This window comes from Pseudomonas sp. GW821-FHT02A08 (assembly GCF_059422045.1).
The window spans coordinates 1-22,532 of record NZ_JBWKWD010000020.1 but is presented as its reverse complement, the minus strand read 5'-3'; the positions used below and the strand labels follow the sequence as shown (position 1 = coordinate 22,532).

Sequence of the window (22,532 nt, the reverse complement as noted above, 5' to 3'; positions counted from 1 at the left end):
AACATTGGCGCATCTTAGAGCTTCCTGGCGCGTTGGAGAATGCAATGACTGATAAAGCGTTCGCACAAGCCGATCCTGACTGGCTGGCGTTGATCAGCGCCGCCCGCGAGTGGCTGGCCGGTCCCCTCGGGCAATTTCTGCTGGACGAAGAGCGGCGCATGCTCGAAGACGAGCTCGGGCGGTTTTTTGGTGGCTATCTGGTGCATTACGGTCCCTCGGCCCAGACCCCGCCGCCGGCCCCCCAGGTGCAGCGCAATGTGCGCCTTGGCGCGCCGTTGCCGGGGGTCGAGATCGTTTGCGAGGAACAGGCCTGGCCGCTGAGCGAGCATGCCGCCGATGTGGTGGTGCTGCAGCATGGCCTGGATTTCTGCCTGTCGCCCCACGGCCTGCTTCGCGAGGCGGCCAGCAGTGTACGCCCCGGCGGGCATTTGCTGATCATCGGCATCAACCCCTGGAGCAGTTGGGGCCTGCGCCATGTGTTTGCCCAGGATGCGCTGCGCAAGGCGCGCTGCATTTCGCCGTCACGGGTCGCGGACTGGCTGAACCTGCTGGGCTTCGCGCTGGAGAAACGCCGCTTCGGGTGCTATCGTCCGCCGCTTGCGTCACCGGCATGGCAGACCCGCCTGGCCGGTTGGGAGCGCAAGGCCGGTGACTGGCAATTGTCGGGTGGCGGCTTCTATTTATTGGTGGCGCGCAAGATCGTGGTGGGCCTGCGACCGGTCCGTCAGGAACGGCGCGAACCGATGGGCAAGCTGATCCCGTTGCCGATGGCCAAGGTCAACCGGCGCAACATCGAACCGTAATTCACACTTTTCATTTGCGGCCGGGCATGTCCCGGCTTCGGGCGTCGTCGGTCAGCGATCGGCGGGCCAGCGCATTTTCTGGATAGATTGGCATGAGCGATAGCGTAGAACTGTTCACCGACGGCGCCTGCAAAGGCAATCCTGGCCCTGGCGGCTGGGGCGCACTGCTGGTGTGCAAGGGCGTCGAAAAGGAACTGTGGGGCGGCGAAGCCAATACCACCAACAACCGCATGGAGCTGATGGGCGCGATCCGTGGCCTGGAAGAGCTCAAGCGTCCTTGCGAGGTGCTGCTGGTGACCGACTCCCAGTACGTGATGAAAGGTATCAACGAGTGGATGGACAACTGGAAGAAGCGCGGCTGGAAAACCGCAGCGAAGGAACCGGTGAAAAACGCTGATCTGTGGAAGTTGCTCGATGAGCAGGTCAACCGCCACAAGGTCACCTGGAAATGGGTGCGCGGACACATTGGCCATCACGGCAACGAACGGGCCGACCAGTTGGCCAACCGTGGCGTGGATGAAGTGCGTGGGTACAAGCAGGGCTGATTCCGGTACTGCCGATGCATCGCGCCGCGGCCTTCGCGAGCAAGCCCGCTCCCACATTGATCTCCATGCGCCACAGATCCCTTGTGGGAGCGGGCTTGCTCGCGAAGGTGGCGACTCGGTGTATCTGAAAGCCCCTGCAAGCGTGATAACATCACCGCTTTTGCACGATTGACCGATTGAGAGCTGAGCACTGATGGCCACCAGATCCGTTGTACTCGACACCGAAACCACCGGCATGCCGGTGACCGACGGCCACCGGATTATCGAAATCGGTTGTGTCGAGCTGATCGGCCGACGCCTGACGGGCCGGCACTTTCACGTGTACCTGCAACCCGATCGCGAAAGTGACGAGGGCGCCATCGGCGTTCACGGCATCACCAACGAATTCCTCGTGGGCAAGCCGCGCTTCGCCGAGGTGGCCGAAGAGTTCTTCGAGTTCATCAAGGGCGCTCAGCTGATCATCCATAACGCGGCGTTCGACGTTGGCTTCATCAACAACGAATTCGCCCTGATGGGGCAGCAGGACCGCGCGGACATCACGCAGCACTGCTCGATCCTCGACACCCTGATGATGGCCCGGGAGCGTCACCCGGGGCAGCGCAACAGCCTCGACGCCCTGTGCAAACGCTATGGCGTCGACAACTCCGGCCGTGAACTGCACGGCGCCTTGCTCGACTCCGAGATTCTCGCCGACGTCTACCTGACCATGACCGGGGGGCAGACCAGCCTGTCCCTGGCCGGCAACGCCTCCGATGGCAATGGCTCCGGTGAAGGGGCGGACAATTCGGCCACCGAGATTCGCCGTTTGCCGGCGGATCGCCAGCCGACGCGCATCATCCGCGCCAGCGAAGACGACCTGGCCCGCCACGCGGCGCGCCTGGAAATCATCGGCAAATCCGCGGGTGCCCCGGCGTTGTGGGTGCAGTTGGCCGAGGCGCAAGCGCAGGCCTGACGCCCTGGAAAGCTTTCTCGCCACAAGTTGGTGCATCCCGCTCGCCACATCCTCTGCAACACTCTACCCTGAGGTGATTGGCAGGCTCTGGTCTGCTGTCTCGGGACACTGAGCCTCATGTACAAAGACTTGAAATTCCCGGTCCTGATTGTCCATCGCGACATCAAGGCCGACAGCGTTGCCGGTGACCGCGTGCGGGGGATTGCCCGGGAGCTGGAGCAGGAAGGGTTCAGCGTCGTTTCGGCGGTGGACTACACCGAAGGACGTCTGGTGGCGTCGACTTACCATGGCTTGTCCTGCATGTTGATTGCCTCCGAAGACGCCAGCACCCACTCTCATTTGTTGCAAAACATGGCCGAGCTGATCGGTCTGGCGCGGGTGCGAGCACCGGATCTGCCGATCTTCGCCCTGGGCGAAAAGGTGACCCTGGAAAACGCGCCCGCCGATGCCATGGCCGAGCTGAACCAGTTGCGCGGCATTCTCTACCTGTTCGAGGACACCGTGCCTTTTCTCGCCCGGCAGGTGGCCCGCGCCGCGCGCAAATACCTCGATGGCCTGCTGCCGCCGTTTTTCAAGGCATTGGTGCAACACACGGCGGACTCCAACTACTCGTGGCACACCCCCGGTCACGGAGGTGGCGTGGCGTATCACAAGAGTCCGGTCGGGCAGGCGTTTCACCAGTTTTTCGGTGAAAACACCCTGCGCTCGGACCTTTCGGTGTCGGTGCCCGAGCTCGGCTCCTTGCTCGATCACACTGGCCCCCTGGCTGAAGCGGAGGCCCGCGCGGCACGCAATTTCGGTGCCGATCACACCTTTTTCGTGATCAATGGCACCTCCACGGCCAACAAAATTGTCTGGCACTCGGTAGTCGCCCGCGATGATCTGGTGCTGGTGGATCGCAATTGCCACAAGTCGGTGCTGCACTCGATCATCATGACCGGCGCGATCCCGCTGTACCTGTGTCCGGAGCGTAATGAACTGGGGATCATCGGCCCGATTCCACTGAGCGAGTTCAGCCGCGAATCGATCCAGGCAAAGATCGACGCCAGTCCGCTGACCAAGGGCCGTTCACCGAAGGTCAAGCTCGCGGTGGTGACCAATTCGACCTATGACGGCCTTTGCTACAACGCCGAGCTGATCAGGCAGCAACTGGGCAATAGCGTTGAGGTGCTGCATTTCGACGAGGCCTGGTACGCCTATGCGGCGTTTCATGAGTTCTTTGCCGGGCGCTACGGCATGGGCACCTCCCGTGATGAGGGCAGCCCGTTGGTGTTCACCACCCATTCGACCCACAAGTTGCTGGCGGCCTTCAGCCAGGCATCGATGATTCACGTGCGCGATGGTGGTGCGCGGCAACTGGACCGGGATCGCTTCAACGAAGCGTTCATGATGCATATCTCGACTTCGCCGCAGTACGGCATCATCGCCTCGCTGGATGTGGCATCGGCGATGATGGAAGGGCCGGCCGGGCGTTCGCTGTTGCAGGAAATGTTCGACGAAGCCCTGAGTTTTCGCCGGGCGCTGGCCAATTTGCGCCAGCACATTGCCGCCGATGACTGGTGGTTCTCGATCTGGCAACCGCCGTCGGCGCAAGGCATAGAGCGGGTCGTCACCGAGGATTGGTTGCTGCAACCCGATGCCGACTGGCACGGCTTTGGCGGCGTGACCGACGATTATGTGCTGCTCGACCCGATCAAGGTCACGCTGGTGATGCCGGGATTGACCGCCGGTGGCGCCCTCAGCGAGCGCGGGATTCCGGCGGCGGTGGTCAGCAAGTTCCTCTGGGAGCGTGGCCTGGTAGTCGAGAAGACCGGGCTGTATTCGTTCCTGGTGTTGTTCTCCATGGGCATCACCAAGGGCAAGTGGAGCACGCTGCTCACCGAGCTGCTGGAGTTCAAGCGCAGCTATGACGCCAACGTCAGTCTGGCCAGCTGCCTGCCCTGCGTGGCGCAGGAGAATGTCGCGCGCTATCAGGGCATGGGGCTGCGTGATCTGTGCGATCAGTTGCATGCCTGTTATCGCAGCAATGCCACCGCCAGGCACCTCAAACGCATGTACACCGTATTGCCGGAAGTCGCGATGAAGCCGGCGGACGCCTATGATCAATTGGTGCGAGGTGAAGTCGAGGCCGTGTCGATCGATGCGCTGGACGGGCGGATCGCAGCGGTGATGCTGGTGCCTTACCCACCGGGCATTCCGTTGATCATGCCGGGCGAGCGTTTTACCGAGTCGACCCGCTCGATCATCGACTACCTGGCATTTGCCCGCACGTTCGATAGCAGTTTTCCGGGGTTCGTTGCTGATGTGCACGGATTGCAACACGAAGATCAGGGCAGTGGGCGGTGCTACACCGTCGATTGCATCAAGGAATGAGGACCTTTCCCAGTATGCAGCCGGTTATAAATCCGAATTATCCAGGGTTGTCGGTACGGGTTGCCGACGAGGGTTTTGCCGCCTATATCTGGGGCAGTGATTTCAGTTTTGAAGTCGCGGCCTACGGTGCGGCACAAATAGGAGCGCCGGTGGCGCAGTGGTCGGTTACCCCGATCACGCCTTATCGCAAGTGCTACGGCATCGACCCCGAGGAATTCAGCAGCTTTCGCGATGCCGCCGACAGCGCGATTTTCATGGCGTATCTGGATGACCAGCCCGTGGGGCACCTGGTGGTCAGTACCAACTGGAACGGCTTTGCCCATATCGACGAACTGGCGGTGCACGCTCCGGCCCGGCGGCATGGTGTGGCCAAGGCCCTGCTGGATGTGGCGCAGTTCTGGAGCCGCAAGAAAAAGCTCCCGGGCATCATGCTCGAAACCCAGAACAACAACCTGGGGGCCTGCAGGCTCTATGAGCGCTGCGGTTACGTGATTGGCGGGATCGACCACCTGCGCTATCGCGGCATCGATCCGAACACCGCCGAAGTGGCGCTGTTCTGGTATCGATTGTTCGAAAATCCGCTGGAAAACCCGTTCAGTTCGTCAGCATCGCCGCGGCTTGTTCCGTGACGATGGCCAACAGTGCCTGAACAGCCGCAGAGGGTTCGGCGTTTTTCAGGGTCAGGGCGTAGAGGCAGATCGGGACCGCCGGTGCCAGCGGGCAGGCGTCCAGTCCCGAGGCTTTGGCGCCGAGGGCGGTGAAGGGGTCAACGATGGCCAGGCCTTCGCCGGCCTCGACCATGCTGCGCATCATCTGATGCGTCTGGACCCGGGTCTGAATCACCGGGGCAGGGCGCAAACCGTGCAGTTTGTTTTCCAGCGCCGGACTCAACGGATCGTGCCCCTCCAGGCCGATCATCGATTGACCGGCCAGATCCTGCAGTGAAATGTATTTCTGTTTCGGTTGCAGCCAGCCATGGGGCGCGAGCAACTGGAGTTTGCCCTGGGCAATCACCTGACAATCGAGGTCGGCGTGATCGGGGTCATGCAGGCTCAGGCCCAGATCGCTTTCACGCAGCAGTAGGCTTCTGACGATGTCGCGGGTGGGCTGGCTCAGCAGAGTGCAAGGCGCGTCGGGCAGGCGTCGGCGCAGGGTCGCGATGCTGTGTGGCAACAATTGGTTGGCCAGAGGCGGGGTGCAGATGATGCGCAGCGGCGGCGCCAGGTACTGCCTGAGGCTGTTGGCCAGGCGCTGCACCGGTTCGAGCGCATCGTAGACCCGGGTAATTTCCACCTGCAAATCCCGCGCTTCGCGGGTGGCCTGCAATCGCCCGCGCACGCTGGCGAACAGCATGAAACCCAGCTGATCCTCGGCGTCGCGCAGCAAGTGCTCGACTTCGGCCACCGGCAACTGCAGCCATTCGGCGGCGGTGCCCAGGTGACCGGTCTGCAAGAGCGCCTGGATCACTTCGATATGGCGTAAGCGCATGCGTGAAGTCCATGTTCAGCAGGTGGAGGAGTCAGTGGCTGAATCCTACCCCAAGTCCGCGCATATGACTTCTGCTCATAACGACGGGTTATGAAACGCTGGCGGTTTGCGGTTCGCGGGTAATGGTCACGCCGGTTTGCACCAGCATGAATTCATTGTCGTCGACCTTGTTGACACGGTCGCCAATGGCCAGCTTGTAAGTGGTGACAGGGCCTGAACCGTCTACCGCCGGGGTAGAGTCCTGGAACTCGTGCACCGAATAAATACGGCCTTCCGCATCTCTTGCATGGAACTGACCGACGAGTACTGCTGCCATCTGCTTAGAACCTCTGGAGATAAATCACTCAATTTGCGGCACTGTAGACCGTGCTTGGGCGAGGTAAGTTTTCCTACAGGAAAAAAATAGTCAGGGACGCTGTTTTCGGTCGCCCGCTGCTTGAATCGTCATCTATAACTACAAGCTCTTCCTATCGGACAGTCGAGAAACTCTAATGAGCAACGTCTATACGATCGCCGTCGTGGTCGGCAGCTTGAGAAAGGAATCGATCAACCGCAAGGTCGCACGGGCCCTGATAGAGCTGGCGCCGGCCAATCTCAAGCTCAACATCGTCGAAATTGGCGATCTGCCGCTCTATAACGAAGACATCGATGGCGCTTCACCGCCGGCAGCCTACAGCACTTTCCGACAACAGGTGAGCTCATCCGACGCGGTGTTGTTCGTGACCCCGGAATACAACCGATCGGTGCCGGCGCCGTTGAAAAATGCGATTGACGTCGGTTCTCGCCCTTATGGCAAGAGTTCATGGAGTGGCAAGCCCGGCGCCGTTATCAGTGTTTCGCCGGGGGCGGTCGGTGGTTTTGGCGCCAATCACAACCTGCGTCAATCCATGGTGTTTCTGAATGTGCCGATGATGCAGCAGCCGGAGGCCTATCTGGGGAACGCCGGTTCTGCATTCGACGAGGCGGGCAAGCTGTCCGAGTCGGTCAAGCCGTTCCTGCAAAAATTCATCAATGCCTATGGGCAGTGGGTCGAGCAGCACAAGAAAGAATGATGTTCGTTTGCCGGCGCTCAGTCCTGCGAAGCGCTGGCCAATCGGCTGCAAACCAATGCTTCCATTTCCGACAGCCAGGCGGCGGTTTGTTCCGCCGCCGGTTGTGCCGTGATGCAGTAGCGACGACCGCCCCAGGCCATGATGACCCAGGCGTCGATAGTCGGCGCTGACGGCTGTATCGGCAAATCGCCACAGGCCGCGAAGGCTTCCCGCCATTTTTGCGACAGTTCCTCGTACACCCTTCGGTGATGCTTGGGCTCGGCGATCTGATGCTCGATGAGCGACAGGGCATGGTTGAACAGGGGTTGGCGGGGATCGTCAGGGTCGCAGGTCAGGCGCACCAGTCGCTTGATGCGCGTCAGCCAGTCCAGGTCGTTTGCCTGGATGACGTCTTGATCCAGTTGAGCCAGCAGTGCATCCAGGCGATGCCGGATGTAACCTGACAGCAGGGCTTTTTTGCTCGGGAAATAGTCATACAGTGTGCCAACCGCCACGCCGGCTTCCAGTGCCACGTCCCGGGTAGTCAGTCTTGACCAGCCGTTGCGCTGCCAAATCCGAACAAAAGCCTCGTAAATCGCCTCGACGGTGAGGATCGCCCGAGCCTGGCGGGGTCGTTTCAGCGGCTTGGCGCGGGAATCGAGGATGGGGGAGCCGCCCCTGGTGTTTCCGAACCCGCTCTTCATCGGCAGTCATTACCCTTGTGTGACCCGCCACCGTGTCGCAGCAGGAGACCGAACATGCAGGATTTCACCAAGGTAACACGCCTGGTTACCCGCAAAAATGCCCTGGACCAGAGCCGCATGGAGCAGGAGCGACGTAGTCTGGTTCCGGCAGCCGGCGAGGTGATCCTGAAGATTGATCGTTGCGCATTGACCACCAACAACATTACTTACGCTGCGTATGGCGATTCAATGAACTACTGGGGATTCTTTCCTACAGGCTTGGAGGATTGGGGCCACATTCCGGCCTGGGGGTTCGCGGACGTCATTGCGTCAACCGTGGCCGGCATCGAGGTGGGCGAGCGCTTCTACGGTTACTTTCCGCTGGCCAGCCACCTGTGGATGCGCCCGGAACGGGTCACTGAACGTGGCTTCTATGATGGGGTCGGGCACCGCGCGGAGTTGACCTCGGCGTACAACCAATACGCCCGTTGCAGCTGGGATCCGTACTACAACCCGGAAACCGAAAACCTGCAGATATTGCTCAAGCCACTGTTCCTGACCTCTTCAATGCTGGCGGACCTCCTCCAGGACAACCAGTTCTTTGGCGCAACCCGGCTGGTGTTTTCCAGTGCGTCGAGTAAAACCGCCTATGGCACGGCGGTCTGCCTGGAGAGTCATCCGCAACTGGAACGGATTGCCCTGACCTCGGCCGCCAACAAAGCCTTTGTCGAAACCCTCGGTTGTTACGAGCGGGTAGTGTCCTACGAAGAGCTGACGAGTCTTGGGAATGATCGTCCTGCGTTGTATGTGGACTTTTCGGGTGACCTCCAGTTGCGGGATCAGGTGCACCGGCACTTTGCTCGGCAACTGGTCTACAGCTGCTTCGCCGGCTCTGCGCAAAGTACCGATGAGGCACGGTTGACGGCTATCGAGGGGCCCCAACCGGTGTTCTTTTTTGCGCCGATCCAGATCCGCAAGCGCAATGCCGAATGGGGGCCGGAAGGGGTCAGCCAGCATATCGGCGAGGGGTTGCTGCGGTTTTTTCGGCAGGTGACGGAAAGTGAAAAACCATTGCTGAAGGTCATTGAAAGTCGAGGTTACGAGGCGGCGCAAAGCGTCATTTCACGCTTGTTCCATGGCCAGGTTCCACCTGTCGAGGGGCATGTGATTCGGTTGTAGTCGGGGTAGACTTCGTGCTTCCGGGGCTCCTCAGGTAGACCGTGATGACTTCTTCGCGAGCAAGCCCGCTCCCACATTTGATCTCGGTCGAATAGAGGTTTTGTATCCGATGAAGATCCCTGTGGGAGCGGGCTTGCTCGCGAAGGGGCCGGCTCAGGCAATGCAAGACTCAACCCTGTCCCGGCACATTCGGCCAAAGATCCGCCACCAGAAACAGACGCTCGGCCTCTTCCCAGTCGCCGCTGGCATTTTCCGTCAGGCGCACCAGCAGTTGTGCCGGTGCCAACGGGTCCAGGTCATCCAGCCACGCCTGCATCTGTCCGGGGCTCCATGTGTGCTCGGCCGAATAATGCGCCGGCGCCAGCCAAGCGTGGCGGGGCAGGGGTTGCCAGCGCCCGGGCGGGCTTTGGGCCAACAATGCCGGCCAATCCTTTTGATGCAGCCAGCGACCCCGTAGATGCTGCGGATGCGCACCGGACGGCGGGGCTGCCTGCCCTGGCCACGGGTACAGCAAGTAACCCCCCAGCCACAAATGGGCGCTGAACACCTGGATATCCAGCGCCGCCAGCACTTCACGGCTCTCGGGGCGCGCGGAAATCGGCAGTTGATGCTGGCTCAGGTGCGCCAGTTTGCGGTCGAGCCGGTCGTGGCAGCCCGGGCCCAGCCACTGGGCGGTGTCGTGCCCGTCGCCGGATTGCGGGCCCAGGTAGAGCTTGATCGCCAGTTCCAGGTGATGCGCGCCGTCGCGGTCGCGCAGCAGCATGTCCAGTTCACCCAGGGTGTGCCCCTCACGGCGAATCGGCATGTTGGCGGCAATCAGTTCAATGCCCGGCGCATGCTGCACGGCGAATTGCCACAGGCGTTCGTAGTACAAGCCCAGGCGCCGGGTCCGGGCCTGGGCCAGCCAGTGCAGCAGGCCATAGCTATCGCGATCCAACTGCCGCAGCCAGTACTCCAGCCGTTCCGGTGCCTGCACCCAGTCGCTGCCGGCCAGCGGGTGGCGCTGCGGCCACGGGGTATCGTCCAGCATGGGTGGCGCGAGGATGACCCACGCCAGGTCACGCACTTCGGGATGGCGTAACTGATGGGGCAGGTGGAGCAAATCCGGAAATAGCATCATCTTGCGAGCATAGCCCGAAACCCGGGCACACCCTTGAAGCTGAAAGGATTTTGTCTACGGGCGGGTTTCGCCCATAATCGTGGTTTTCGCCGCCACGCAGATCCCCGCAGGAGCCCCATGGAGCAATTTCGCAATATCGGCATCATCGGTCGCCTGGGCAGTTCCCAGGTGCTGGATACCGTCCGCCGACTGAAACGGTTTCTGCTCGATCGTCACCTGCACGTGATCCTCGAAGACACCATCGCCGAAGTGCTGCCAGGGCACGGCTTGCAAACCTCGTCGCGCAAGATGCTCGGCGAAGTCTGCGACATGGTCATCGTGGTCGGTGGTGACGGCAGCCTGCTGGGCGCCGCCCGGGCGCTGGCCAAGCATAATATCCCGGTGCTCGGCATCAACCGCGGCAGCCTGGGTTTCCTCACCGACATCCGTCCCGACGAACTGGAAACCAAGGTCGCCGAAGTGCTGGACGGCCACTATCTGGTGGAAAACCGCTTCCTGTTGCAGGCCGAAGTCCGTCGCCATGGCGAGGCCATCGGCCAGGGCGACGCACTGAACGATGTGGTGCTGCACCCCGGAAAATCCACGCGAATGATCGAATTCGAGCTGTACATCGACGGCCAGTTCGTCTGCAGCCAGAAGGCCGACGGCCTGATCGTCGCGACGCCGACCGGTTCCACCGCCTACGCGTTGTCCGCTGGCGGGCCGATCATGCATCCCAAGCTCGACGCTATTGTGATTGTGCCGATGTACCCCCATACCTTGTCGGGTAGACCCATCGTGGTCGATGGCAACAGTGAGCTGAAAATCGTCGTGTCCAAGGATATGCAGATTTACCCGCAAGTCTCGTGCGACGGGCAGAACCACTTCACCTGCGCGCCGGGCGACACCATCACCGTCAGCAAGAAAGCCCAGAAACTGCGGCTGATTCACCCGCTGGACCACAACTACTATGAAGTCTGCCGGACCAAGCTCGGCTGGGGCAGCAAGTTGGGGGGTGGAGGCGACTGATGCTCGATCCCGCGCGTAGCTACGACCTGATCGGTGACGTGCACGGTTGCGCCCTGACCCTGGAGCACTTGCTCGACCGACTCGGTTATCACAAACAGGGTGGCGTCTGGCGGCATGCCTCGCGCATGGCGGTGTTCGTCGGCGATATCATCGACCGCGGCCCGCGGATTCGCGAGGCACTGCACATCGTCCACGACATGGTCGAGGCCGGTCAGGCGCTGTGCATCATGGGCAACCATGAGTTCAATGCGCTGGGCTGGAGCACGCCGGCGTTGCCCGGCAGCGGCAAGCAGTTCGTGCGCGAGCACACGCCGCGCCATGCCCGCCTGCTGCACGAGACCCTGACCCAGTTCGAACACCATCCGGGCGACTGGCACGACTTCCAGCAATGGTTCTACAAGTTGCCATTGTTCGTCGATGCCGGGCGTTTTCGCGTGGTCCACGCCTGCTGGGACGCCGGGCTGATCGAGCCGCTGCGGGCGTTGTTCCCCAACGGCTGCGTCGACGAGCATTTTGTCCAGGCGTCGGCGGAGTCGGGCTCCTTTGCCTGCACCGTGTTCGACCGGCTGCTGCGCGGCACGGACATGCGCTTGCCCCATGGCCTGACCATGACCAGCGGCGATGGCCTGGTGCGTTCGTTTTTCCGGACCAAGTTCTGGGAAGACGATCCGAAAACCTACGGCGACATCGTGTTCCAGCCGGATGCACTGCCCGAACCCGTGGCCCGGACGCCGCTGACGTCCACCGAAAAGAACAGTTTGCTGCGCTATGGCATCGATGAGCCGCTGTTGTTCGTCGGCCATTACTGGCGCAGCGGCAAACCGGCGCCGATCCGGCCGAACCTGGCCTGCCTGGATTACAGCGCGGTGCTGTACGGCAAACTGGTTGCCTACCGACTGGATCAGGAAACCCGCCTGGATCCGCAAAAATTCGTCTGGGTCGATGTCGAGCGGCCGGAGGTGCTGCAATGAGTGCTGTAGCGGTATTGCGTCTGCCCCTGGCGGTGGACTTGAGCGGGTTCGTCACCCTGCTCAAGCGCATGCAAGTGCCCCATCGGGTCAGCGAGGAAGCTGGCGAGCAGGTGCTGTGGGTGCCGGACAACATCAGCGAAGACGTGCGTGCGCTGTACGAACGTTTTCCGGCGGGCGATCCCGATCAGCAACTGGACATTCCGGTGGCGCAAACCATCAAGCGCCCGGGGTTCGTCGAGCAGTTGAAATACGCCAGGGCCACTGCGCTGGTATTGCTGCTGAGCCTGATCGTCGGCGCGGTCACTTTGCTGGGCGACAACCTTGAAACGATGCGCTGGCTGACCTTCCTCGAGTTCCGTGTGGTCGGCGAGTACATCCACTTCACGCCACTGGCCGACAGCCTGGCGGCGGGGCAGTGGTGGCGCCTGGTCACGCCGATGCTGATCCACTTCGGCATCCTGCACCTGGCGATGAACGGCATGTGGTACTGGGAGCTGGGGCGGCGCATCGAGTCGCGCCAGGGCAGTATCAACCTGATCGGCCTGACCTTGCTGTTCAGCCTGGTGTCCAACTACGCCCAGTATTACTTCAGCGGCCCGACCTTGTTCGGTGGTTTGTCCGGCGTGCTGTACGGCCTGCTCGGGCACTGCTGGATCTTCCAGCTGTTGGCGCCGAACCCGGCCTATCGCCTGCCCCGTGGCGTGCTGGTGATGATGCTGGTGTGGTTGCTGCTGTGCCTGTCCGGGCTGGTGTCGATGATCGGTTTCGGCGAAATCGCCAACGCGGCCCACGTCAGCGGGTTACTCATCGGATGCTTCACCGGTTTGTTGGGCGGATTGTATAACCGCCGTAAACTGGCCGCCTAATTCAAGAACATGCAATAAAGAGACGGAGACCCAATGTCCTCTTTTAACGAAATGATCAACAACATCACCCCCGATATCTACGAAAGCCTGAAACTGGCCGTGGAAATCGGCAAATGGTCCGACGGTGGCAAGCTCACCGCCGAGCAACGCGAGCTGTCGCTGCAGGCGATGATCGCCTGGGAAATCCAGAACCTGCCCGAGGACCAGCGCACCGGCTACATGGGCCCGCAGGAGTGCAGCTCCAAGTCAATTCAAGTACCGAATATCCTGTTCAAGTCGGATGCCATCCATTGATCGAGATTGGCCGCGGTGCAATCAGCAAAATGTCGGCGCGCCTGGACGGGCCGAACGTGCAATATGCATTTCGTCTGGGCGAAACCGAGGTCCCGGTCAATCCGTTGATCGGCACCACGGTGCGCCTGGAATACCTGGGGGCGATCCACTGCATCCATTGTGGACGCAAGACCAAGACCAGTTTCAGCCAGGGCTACTGCTACCCGTGCATGACCAAACTGGCCCAGTGCGACGTGTGCATCATGAGCCCGGAGCGCTGCCACTTCGAGGCCGGCACCTGCCGGGAGCCTGAGTGGGGCGAGAAGTTCTGCATGACCGACCACGTGGTGTACCTGGCGAACTCGTCGGGGATCAAAGTCGGGATTACCCGCGCCACCCAGTTGCCGACCCGCTGGCTCGACCAGGGTGCGAGCCAGGCCTTGCCGATCATGCGTGTTTCGACCCGCCAGCAGTCCGGTTTTGTCGAAGACCTGTTCCGCAGCCAGGTGGCCGACAAGACCAACTGGCGTGCTTTACTCAAGGGCGATGCGGCGGCGGTGAACCTGGCCGAAGTCCGCGATCAGCTGTTCGACAGCTGCGCTGAAGGCCTGCTCGGGTTGCAGCAGCGATTTGGCTTGCAGGCGATCCAGCCGGTGACCGACGTCGAACCGCTGGAAATCCGCTACCCGGTCGAGCAGTACCCGGCAAAGATCGTCAGCTTCAACCTGGACAAGAACCCGATTGCCGAAGGCACGCTGATGGGGATCAAGGGCCAGTACCTGATCTTCGATACCGGCGTGATCAACATTCGTAAATACACGGCTTACCAGCTCGCCGTGCATCAGTAAGGACTCCAGCATGCGCACCGAACAACCGAAGATGATCTACCTCAAGGACTATCAGGCGCCCGAGTACCTGATCGACGAAACGCACCTGACCTTCGAGTTGTACGAGGACCACAGCCTGGTCCATGCGCAACTGGTGATGCGCCGCAACCCCGAGCGTGGCCCGGGGCTGCCGCCGCTGGTGCTGGACGGCCAGCAGCTGGAACTGCTGTCGGTCACCCTGGCCGACCAGGAGCTTTCTGCTGCACAGTATCAGCTGACCGAGAATCACCTGACCCTGCACCCGACCAGCGCTACCTTTACGGTCGATACCAGCGTCAGGATCCACCCGGAAACCAACACCGCGCTCGAAGGCCTGTACAAGTCCGGCACGATGTTCTGCACCCAGTGCGAGGCCGAAGGCTTTCGCAAGATCACCTATTACCTCGACCGCCCGGACGTGATGAGTACCTTCACCACCACGGTGGTGGCCGAACAACACAGCTATCCGGTGCTGCTGTCCAACGGCAACCCGATCGCTTCCGGTCCCGGTGAAGAAGGCCGGCACTGGGCGACCTGGGAAGACCCGTTCAAGAAACCGGCGTACCTGTTTGCGCTGGTGGCCGGTGACCTGTGGTGCGTCGAAGACAGCTTCACCACCATGAGCGAGCGCAACGTGGCGCTACGCATTTACGTCGAGCCGGAAAACATCGACAAGTGCCAGCACGCGATGAACAGCCTGAAGAAATCCATGCGCTGGGACGAAGAGGTCTATGGCCGTGAGTACGACCTGGACATCTTCATGATCGTCGCCGTGAATGACTTCAACATGGGGGCCATGGAGAACAAGGGTCTCAACATTTTCAACTCCAGCGCCGTGCTGGCCAAGGCGGAAACCGCCACCGATGCCGCGCACCAGCGGGTCGAGGCGATCGTCGCCCACGAATACTTCCACAACTGGTCGGGCAACCGCGTGACCTGCCGCGACTGGTTCCAGCTGTCGCTCAAGGAAGGCTTCACCGTGTTCCGCGATGCCGGTTTCTCCTCGGACATGAACTCGGCCACGGTCAAGCGCATCCAGGACGTGGCGTACCTGCGCACCCACCAGTTCGCCGAAGACGCCGGCCCCATGGCCCACGCCGTGCGCCCGGACAGCTTCATCGAGATTTCCAACTTCTACACCCTGACCGTGTATGAAAAGGGCTCGGAAGTGGTCGGCATGATCCACACCCTGCTCGGCGCCGAAGGCTTCCGCAAAGGCAGCGACTTGTACTTCGAACGCCATGACGGCCAGGCCGTGACCTGCGATGACTTCATCAAGGCCATGGAAGATGCCAATGGCGTCGACCTGACCCAGTTCAAACGCTGGTACAGCCAGGCCGGTACACCGCGTCTGGCGGTGAGCGAGTCCTTTGATGCGGCGGCGAAGACCTACAGCCTGACCTTCCGCCAGAGCTGCCCGCAAACCCCGGACAAGGTTGAAAAACTGCCGTTCGTGATCCCGGTCGAACTCGGCCTGCTGGATTCCAAAGGCGCGGCGATTGCCCTGCGTCTTTCCGGTGAAGCCACCGCCCAAGGCACCTCGCGGGTCATTTCCGTGACCGAAGCCGAGCAGACTTTCACCTTCGTCGACATCGCCGAACAACCGCTGCCATCGTTGCTGCGCGGCTTCTCGGCGCCAGTGAAGCTGAGCTTCCCGTACAACCGTGACCAGTTGATGTTCCTGATGCAGCACGACAGCGACGGTTTCAACCGCTGGGATGCTGGTCAGCAACTGTCGGTGCAGGTGCTGCAAGAGTTGATTGCCCAGCAGCAGAAGGGCGAAGCGCTGGTGCTCGATCAGCGTCTGGTGTCGGCGCTGCGCACGGTGCTCTCGGATGAGTCGCTGGACCAGGCCATGGTCGCCGAAATGCTGTCGCTGCCGAGCGAGGCGTACCTGACCGAAATCAGCGAAGTGGCGGACGTCGAAGCGATTCACACCGCCCGTGAATTTGCTCGCAAGCAATTGGCCGATGCGTTGTTCGACGGCTTGTGGCAGCGTTATCAGGCCAATCGCGAGTTGTCGAAGCAGACGCCGTACGTGGCCGAAGCCGAGCACTTTGCCCGTCGTGCCTTGCAGAACATCGCGCTGTCGTACCTGATGCTCAGCGGCAAGCCGGAAGTTCTGGCGGCGACCCTGGAGCAGTTCGACGCGTGCGACAACATGACCGAGCGCCTGACTGCACTCGCCGTGCTGGTCAACTCACCCTTCGAAGCCGAGAAGGCCAAGGCGCTGGCCAGCTTCGCCGAGCACTTCAAGGACAACCCGCTGGTCATGGACCAGTGGTTCAGCGTCCAGGCCGGCAGCGTGTTGCCTGGCGGACTTGCGCGGGTCAAGGCGTTGATGCAGCACCCGGCGTTCAACATCAAGAACCCGAACAAGGTGCGGGCACTGGTCGGTGCGTTTGCCGGGCAGAACCTGATCAACTTCCATGCGGCGGATGGTTCCGGGTATCGCTTCCTGGCGGATCTGGTGATTGAGTTGAACGGCTTTAATCCGCAGATTGCTTCGCGGCAGTTGGCGCCTTTGACTCGCTGGCGCAAGTATGACGATGCTCGTCAGGCTCTGATGAAGGGTGAACTGGAGCGGATTCGGGCTTCGGGGCAGTTGTCCAGTGATGTGTTTGAAGTGGTCAGCAAGAGTTTGGCTTGATCTTGGCCTTTTTGGACTTGGCGGCCTTCGGGCCGACCAGGTTCCTGGTTGATTGAGTACATATCCGTTTCTGCGGTAACGGCGGCTTATGGTTTCGCCCTTACGTACGGCCCCTCGCTGAGGCTCGGGGTTCCTTCGCTGCGGTATTCATCCGGGGGCATTGCCCTCCGGTCGGCTTCGCTTCGACCTACATGCAATGAGTTCGACTGCGTCGAACGGCGCTGCGCGCCAATACCCGGATGAACACCTGCGCTCAGCCTCCCGAGGGGGCGGGTGGATCAAGATCAAGAGCTGCAGGCGAGCTAACGCTCGGCCTGATGAGTGGTGAAGAGCGAAGGTGTACGCCGCTCTGCCTTTGCTCTTCTGTGGGAGCGGCGGTGCGGCGATCCGACTTGCTCGCGAAGGCGGCCTGCCAGCCGACCAATTTCTTTCGAATGTACCCAGCCCAACTGTGGGAGCGGGCTTGCTCGCGAAGGCGGCCTGACAGCCGACCTGAATCTGGCGGATGTACTTTGACCCTGTGGGAGCTGGCTTGCCTGCGATGGCGGTCTGTCAGCCAGCATCAATGCCAGATGTGCCGGCCTCTTCGCGGGCAAGCCCGCTCCCACAGGTTTGGTGTCGTTCGAATAATTGGTGTTCGCCGTAAATACTGTGGGAGCGAACTCGCGATAGCGGCCTGCCAGTCGACCAGGAACATCACAGACGAACGACCCCAACAACCAGGCCGGCCGGTAGGCCGCCTCGGACGCTGTTGCGGTACACGCCCCCTCATGAGGCCGAGCGCAAGTTCTGCGCAGTGGGCAACCCGGCATGGATGCCGGGTTAGCCGCCCCCGGCCATGGATGGCCGATGGCACCGAATGTCAGGGGCAAGAGCGTTTGGTTACTTTGCGCTTTTCAAAGTGACCCGCCGTAAGGGCGGAACCGCCAGAGGCCGTTACCGCAGCAACGGATATGTACACCAATCACCAAACCCCCAATCACCCCACCTGATACCCAACCATTCAGACCACGCCCCCATCCCCCCGGTTAACAAAAGATAACGTGGCGTCGATTGTCAGACATTAAAAAACACCGATAGGATAGGCCAGCTTCCGAAGGGGCTCTGGATTGCGGGTTTCAGGACTATGCTCTGAAACAGCCGGTCCAGACACGCACCCTTGCGGCGCCCAGAAAGGTTGAACGACCTAACAATAATAATGGGAGAAGGTCTATGAGTGAGCCTGTCATGGGTGTGGGTATCTGCCGCCCGCCGGCACTGCGCAAATTAGCGTTGCTGGCTACAGCGCTCTCGCTGTTGGGCTCTGCCATGCTGTCGGCACCTGCGCTGGCCGCGGCGGCGCCAGCATCCGATGTTGTTTATTCCATTGAATCGGCCAAGGCTGCCAAAAGCCTGATGCTCGATGTCGTCCACGCCGGCAAGCGCCTGGTGGCGGTCGGGGATCGTGGGCACATCCTGTATTCCGATGACCAGGGCGCTACCTGGACCCAGGCCAAGGTCCCGACCCGGGCCCTGCTGACGTCGGTGTTTTTCGTCGATGACAAGCACGGCTGGGCCGTCGGCCATGACGCGCAGATCCTCGCCAGCGAGGACGGCGGCGCGACCTGGACCAAGCAATTTGAAGATCTGACACGCGAATCGCCGCTGCTCGATGTCTGGTTCAAGGACGTCGACAGCGGCTTTGCCGTGGGCGCTTACGGCTCGCTGATGGAAACCACCGACGGTGGCAAGCATTGGGAAGACGCCAGCGACCGCCTGGACAACGAAGACCAGTACCACCTGAATTCGATCGCTGCGGTCAAGGACGCCGGGCTGTTCATCGTCGGCGAGCAGGGCAGCATGTTCCGTTCCCCGGACTGGGGCCAGACCTGGGAGAAACTCGAAGGTCCGTACGAGGGCTCGCTGTTCGGCGTGATCGGCACAGCGCAGCCCAATACGCTGCTGGCCTACGGACTGCGCGGCAACCTTTACCGCTCCACGGATTTCGGTACCACCTGGGACCAGGTCGAGCTCAAGGCTGAACGTGGCGACCTGGAGTTCGGGTTGTCCGGCGGTACGTTGCTCGACGACGGTTCCATCGTGATCGTCGGCAACGGCGGTTCGGTGATTCGCAGCAGCGACAATGGCGAAACCTTCATGGTGGTCAACCGTCCGGACCGTATTTCGGTCTCGGCAGTGACGGCGGCAGGCAATGGCAATCTGGTTCTGGCCGGGCAGGGCGGCGTTCGCGTCACCTCGCCAAACGGCACCGAGTCGGGAAAATGAGCCGGGTTAATAATAAGAAGGCGGAGCTATGACTTCCTTGAGTACTCATCACCAGGACAAGGCGACGTTCCTCGAGCGCCTGATCTTCAACAACCGCCCGGCAGTGATCACGATCTGCCTGCTGGTCAGTATTTTCCTGTTCTGGCAGGCGACGCTGATCCGTCCATCCACCAGCTTCGAAAAAATGATCCCGCTGGAGCATCCCTTCATCCAGAAGATGATGGAGCACCGCAACGATCTGGCGAACCTGGGCAACACCGTGCGGATTTCGGTGGAAGCCACCGATGGCGACATCTTCTCCAAGGAGTACATGGAGACCCTGCGTCAGATCAACGACGAGGTGTTCTACATCTCCGGCGTCGACCGTTCCGGCCTCAAGTCGCTATGGAGCCCGAGCGTTCGCTGGACCGAAGTGACCGAAGAGGGCTTCGCCGGCGGTGAAGTGATTCCGCAGAGCTACAACGGCTCCCAGGCCAGCCTCGATCTGTTGCGCAACAATGTGCTCAAGTCCGGTCAGGTCGGACGGTTGGTGTCCAACGATTTCAAGTCGAGCATCGTCGACATTCCGTTGCTGGAGTCCTATCCGGACCCGCAGGACCAGGGCAAGCTGCTGGCGCTGGACTATCGCCAGTTCTCCCACGAGCTTGAAGACAAGATCCGTACCAAGTTCGAAGCACAGAACCCGAACGTGAAGATCCACATCGTCGGTTTCGCCAAGAAAGTCGGTGACCTGATCGACGGCCTGGTGATGGTGGTGATGTTCTTCGGCGTCGCCTTCGTCATCACCCTGATCCTCCTGTTGTGGTTCACCAACTGCCTGCGCAGTACCGTCGCCGTGTTGAGTACTACGCTGGTGGCAGTGGTCTGGCAACTGGGCTTGATGCACTTCTTCGGATTCGGGCTCGACCCCTATTCGATGCTGGTGCCGTTCCTGATCTTCGCCATCGGTATTTCCCACGGCGTGCAGAAGATCAACGGCATCGCCCTGCAATCGAGTGAAGCGGACAACGCCCTGACCGCGGCGCGTCGCACCTTCCGTCAATTGTTCCTGCCGGGGATGATCGCGATCCTCGCCGATGCCGTGGGTTTCATCACGCTGCTGATCATCGATATCGGTGTGATCCGTGAACTGGCCATTGGCGCGTCCATCGGCGTGGCGGTGATCGTGTTCACCAACCTGATCCTGCTGCCGGTGGCGATTTCCTATGTCGGCATCAGCAAGCGTGCCGTCGAGCGAAGCAAGAAAGACGCGGTGCGCGAACACCCGTTCTGGCGCCTGCTGTCGAGCTTTGCCAGCGCCAAAGTCGCACCGGTGTCCATTCTGCTGGCGTTGATCGCCTTTGGCGGCGGCCTGTGGTACAGCCAGAACCTGAAAATCGGCGACCTCGACCAGGGTGCCCCGGAGCTGCGTCCGGACTCGCGCTACAACAAGGACAACAACTTCATCATCAACAACTACTCCACCAGTTCCGACGTATTGGTGGTGATGGTCAAGACCAGGTCCGAAGGCTGCTCGCGCTACGAAGCCATGGCGCCGATCGACGAGCTGATGTGGAAGATGCAGAACACCGAGGGCGTGCAATCGGCGATTTCCCTGGTGACCGTGTCCAAGCAAATGATCAAGGGCATGAACGAGGGCAACCTGAAATGGGAAACCCTGTCGCGTAACCCTGACGTGCTGAACAACTCCATTGCCCGCGCTGACGGCCTGTACAACAACAGCTGTTCCCTGGCGCCGGTGCTGGTGTTCCTCAACGATCACAAGGCCGAGACCCTGGATCGCGCGGTGCATGCGGTGCAGGAGTTCGCCAGTGAAAACAACAAGGAAGGCCTGGAGTTCATCCTCGCCGCCGGTAACGCCGGGATCGAGGCGGCCACCAACGAGGTGATCAAGAAGTCCGAGCTGACCATCCTGATCCTGGTGTACATCTGTGTGGCGGTCATGTGCATGATCACCTTCCGTTCGTGGGCGGCGACCTTGTGCATCGTGCTGCCGCTGGTGCTGACCTCGGTACTCGGCAACGCCCTGATGGCCTTCATGGGCATCGGCGTGAAAGTCGCGACCCTGCCGGTGGTGGCGCTCGGGGTGGGGATTGGCGTGGACTACGGCATCTACATCTACAGCCGCCTGGAAAGCTTCCTGCGTGCCGGCCTGCCGCTGCAAGAGGCGTACTACCAGACGCTGAAGTCGACCGGTAAAGCGGTGCTGTTCACCGGTCTGTGCCTGGCCATCGGCGTGTGCACCTGGATCTTCTCGGCCATCAAGTTCCAGGCCGACATGGGCCTGATGCTGACCTTCATGCTGCTGTGGAACATGTTCGGTGCGCTGTGGCTGTTGCCGGCACTGGCGCGGTTCCTGATCAAGCCTGAGAAACTGGCGGGGCAGAAGGGCAACTCGTTGTTTGCTCACTGATCCATGCAGAAATGAAAAAGCCGCAACCTTGGTTGCGGCTTTTTTATGCCTCGAATTTCACACCGTCCAATGTGGGAGCGGGCTTGCTCGCGAAAGCGTTGTATCAGGCACCCATGATGTCGACTGACACTCCGCCTTCGCGAGCAAGCCCGCTCCCACAATGGATTTTTGTCAGTCAGGCAGGATCGCTTCCGAGCACTACATTCAACGCACTACGCGCATCATCCAGCTGCACCAGCGTCGCATGCCGCGCACCCAGAGCATCACGGTTTTCAATGGCGGTGAGAATCGCCTTGTGCCGGGGCAGCGCCAGTTCATGCAGGTTCGGCCGCTGGTTCGAATGCTTCAAGGCTTCGGCGATGGCCACCGAGAGCATGTTGCACAGGTTGGCCAGCAAGTCGTTGTGCGTGGCGTCGGCGATGCGACTGTGGAAGTCCAGGTCCGGCTGTAACAGCGCCTCCGGTGTCGGCGCGGCTTCCATGCGCTGGTAGGCCTCGCCAATGGACGCGATGTCCGCCTCGGTGGCGAATTGCGCGGCGAGGGCGGCAGCGGCCGGTTCGATGATGCTGCGCACACTGGTCAGCAGGTCGAAAAACTGGTTTTGCGGACTGCTCTGCATCAGCCAGTGCAGCACGTCCGGATCGAGCATGTGCCAGTCCTTGCGCGGCTTGACCACGGTTCCGACGCGCGGGCGGGAATACACCAGGCCCTTGGCAACCAATACTCGGGTGGCTTCACGCAGCACCGGCCGGCTGACCGCATATTCTTCGCACAACAGCGCTTCGGCGGGCAGTTTGTCGTCCGGCAGGAAACGTCCCGAGACGATCTGCATGCCCAGTTCCTGGACGATGCGCGAGTGCATGCTTTTGCGGTCGGAGGGTTTGCGGTAATCCATGGGGAACGGCGCGGTCCTGTGCGAATAGGTGTCGCGCATGATAGCAGGCGCGGCGCAATCTTGAGGCAGGCGAAAATCAAATGTGGGAGCGGGCTTGCTCGCGAATGCGCAATCTCAGCCAACTGAAATGTTGAATGATAAACCGCATTCG

At 61.1% G+C, this 22,532-nt stretch carries 20 protein-coding genes; 15 read left to right on the top strand and 5 right to left on the bottom strand.

Annotated elements, in window-relative coordinates; all coding sequences use genetic code 11:
* Positions 1-44: 44 nt before the first annotated feature.
* The 5 genes from AC07W4_RS15600 (at position 45) to AC07W4_RS15580 (ending at position 5,302) form a co-directional block, all read left to right on the top strand.
* Positions 45-803, top strand: coding sequence for a class I SAM-dependent methyltransferase (locus AC07W4_RS15600; RefSeq protein WP_008051875.1), 759 nt, complete (start codon positions 45-47; stop codon positions 801-803).
* A gap of 92 nt (positions 804-895) precedes the next feature.
* Entirely contained in the window at positions 896-1,348 is a 453-nt protein-coding gene (rnhA, locus tag AC07W4_RS15595) for a ribonuclease HI (RefSeq protein ID WP_007979123.1), read from the top strand.
* Positions 1,349-1,541: 193 nt separating this feature from the next.
* Complete coding sequence (gene dnaQ / locus AC07W4_RS15590) at positions 1,542-2,300, top strand: DNA polymerase III subunit epsilon (RefSeq protein ID WP_008051876.1); 759 nt, start codon at positions 1,542-1,544, stop codon at positions 2,298-2,300.
* A 117-nt stretch (positions 2,301-2,417) separates the two neighbouring features.
* Entirely contained in the window at positions 2,418-4,673 is a 2,256-nt protein-coding gene (locus AC07W4_RS15585; RefSeq protein ID WP_008051878.1) for an Orn/Lys/Arg family decarboxylase, read from the top strand.
* Between the two features lie 14 nt (positions 4,674-4,687).
* The gene (locus tag AC07W4_RS15580; RefSeq protein WP_495033007.1) at positions 4,688-5,302 is read left to right on the top strand and encodes a GNAT family N-acetyltransferase; all 615 of its coding nucleotides are present in this window, start codon (positions 4,688-4,690) and stop codon (positions 5,300-5,302) included.
* On the opposite strand, the gene AC07W4_RS15575 is transcribed toward AC07W4_RS15580, so the two are convergent.
* Together AC07W4_RS15575 and AC07W4_RS15570 are read right to left on the bottom strand one after the other, a co-directional pair.
* Positions 5,268-6,161: a LysR family transcriptional regulator gene (locus AC07W4_RS15575; protein WP_008051883.1), complete on the bottom strand. Its 894-nt coding sequence runs from the start codon at positions 6,159-6,161 to the stop codon at positions 5,268-5,270. The genes AC07W4_RS15580 and AC07W4_RS15575 overlap by 35 nt on opposite strands.
* An 88-nt stretch (positions 6,162-6,249) precedes the next feature.
* Entirely contained in the window at positions 6,250-6,477 is a 228-nt protein-coding gene (locus tag AC07W4_RS15570) for a hypothetical protein (RefSeq protein WP_008051885.1), read from the bottom strand.
* A gap of 175 nt (positions 6,478-6,652) precedes the next feature.
* Between AC07W4_RS15570 and AC07W4_RS15565 the strand changes: the two genes are divergently transcribed.
* The gene (locus tag AC07W4_RS15565) at positions 6,653-7,213 is read left to right on the top strand and encodes an NADPH-dependent FMN reductase (protein ID WP_495033006.1); all 561 of its coding nucleotides are present in this window, start codon (positions 6,653-6,655) and stop codon (positions 7,211-7,213) included.
* A gap of 17 nt (positions 7,214-7,230) precedes the next feature.
* On the opposite strand, the gene AC07W4_RS15560 is transcribed toward AC07W4_RS15565, so the two are convergent.
* Positions 7,231-7,896, bottom strand: a complete 666-nt coding sequence (locus tag AC07W4_RS15560; RefSeq protein ID WP_495033005.1) for a TetR/AcrR family transcriptional regulator — start codon at positions 7,894-7,896, stop codon at positions 7,231-7,233.
* Between the two features lie 54 nt (positions 7,897-7,950).
* Here AC07W4_RS15560 and AC07W4_RS15555 point away from each other — a divergent pair, with 54 nt between their 5' ends.
* On the top strand, positions 7,951-9,054 hold the full coding sequence (locus AC07W4_RS15555; protein ID WP_495033004.1) for a DUF2855 family protein: 1,104 nt from the start codon (positions 7,951-7,953) through the stop codon (positions 9,052-9,054).
* 169 nt (positions 9,055-9,223) lie between these two features.
* On the opposite strand, the gene AC07W4_RS15550 is transcribed toward AC07W4_RS15555, so the two are convergent.
* Positions 9,224-10,174, bottom strand: a complete 951-nt coding sequence (locus tag AC07W4_RS15550; protein ID WP_495033003.1) for a DUF1853 family protein — start codon at positions 10,172-10,174, stop codon at positions 9,224-9,226.
* A gap of 117 nt (positions 10,175-10,291) precedes the next feature.
* On the opposite strand from AC07W4_RS15550, the gene AC07W4_RS15545 reads away from it, so the two are divergent.
* From AC07W4_RS15545 to AC07W4_RS15510, 8 genes are all read left to right on the top strand, one after another.
* Positions 10,292-11,182, top strand: coding sequence for an NAD(+) kinase (locus AC07W4_RS15545; protein ID WP_008016128.1), 891 nt, complete (start codon positions 10,292-10,294; stop codon positions 11,180-11,182).
* Positions 11,182-12,153 carry a metallophosphoesterase gene (locus AC07W4_RS15540; protein WP_008051895.1) on the top strand — a complete coding sequence of 324 codons (972 nt, stop codon included), beginning with the start codon at positions 11,182-11,184 and terminating at the stop codon, positions 12,151-12,153. The genes AC07W4_RS15545 and AC07W4_RS15540 overlap by 1 nt, the downstream gene beginning before the upstream one ends.
* Positions 12,150-13,019 carry a rhomboid family intramembrane serine protease gene (locus AC07W4_RS15535; RefSeq protein WP_495033002.1) on the top strand — a complete coding sequence of 290 codons (870 nt, stop codon included), beginning with the start codon at positions 12,150-12,152 and terminating at the stop codon, positions 13,017-13,019. The genes AC07W4_RS15540 and AC07W4_RS15535 overlap by 4 nt, the downstream gene beginning before the upstream one ends.
* 33 nt (positions 13,020-13,052) lie before the next feature.
* A complete protein-coding gene (locus AC07W4_RS15530) occupies positions 13,053-13,313 on the top strand; it encodes a YeaC family protein (RefSeq protein WP_056727623.1) in 261 nt (86 codons plus the stop codon).
* Entirely contained in the window at positions 13,310-14,140 is an 831-nt protein-coding gene (locus tag AC07W4_RS15525) for a DUF2797 domain-containing protein (RefSeq protein ID WP_008051898.1), read from the top strand. The genes AC07W4_RS15530 and AC07W4_RS15525 overlap by 4 nt, the downstream gene beginning before the upstream one ends.
* Before the next feature lie 10 nt (positions 14,141-14,150).
* Positions 14,151-16,808 carry an aminopeptidase N gene (gene pepN, locus AC07W4_RS15520; protein ID WP_495033001.1) on the top strand — a complete coding sequence of 886 codons (2,658 nt, stop codon included), beginning with the start codon at positions 14,151-14,153 and terminating at the stop codon, positions 16,806-16,808.
* Positions 16,809-18,020: 1,212 nt separating this feature from the next.
* Positions 18,021-19,073: a WD40/YVTN/BNR-like repeat-containing protein gene (locus tag AC07W4_RS15515; protein WP_495033000.1), complete on the top strand. Its 1,053-nt coding sequence runs from the start codon at positions 18,021-18,023 to the stop codon at positions 19,071-19,073.
* A gap of 28 nt (positions 19,074-19,101) precedes the next feature.
* Positions 19,102-21,486, top strand: coding sequence for an efflux RND transporter permease subunit (locus tag AC07W4_RS15510; RefSeq protein ID WP_495032999.1), 2,385 nt, complete (start codon positions 19,102-19,104; stop codon positions 21,484-21,486).
* 175 nt (positions 21,487-21,661) lie between these two features.
* Here AC07W4_RS15510 and AC07W4_RS15505 read toward each other — a convergent pair whose 3' ends face one another.
* Complete coding sequence (locus AC07W4_RS15505) at positions 21,662-22,381, bottom strand: FadR/GntR family transcriptional regulator (RefSeq protein WP_032829613.1); 720 nt, start codon at positions 22,379-22,381, stop codon at positions 21,662-21,664.
* Positions 22,382-22,532: the final 151 nt, after the last annotated feature.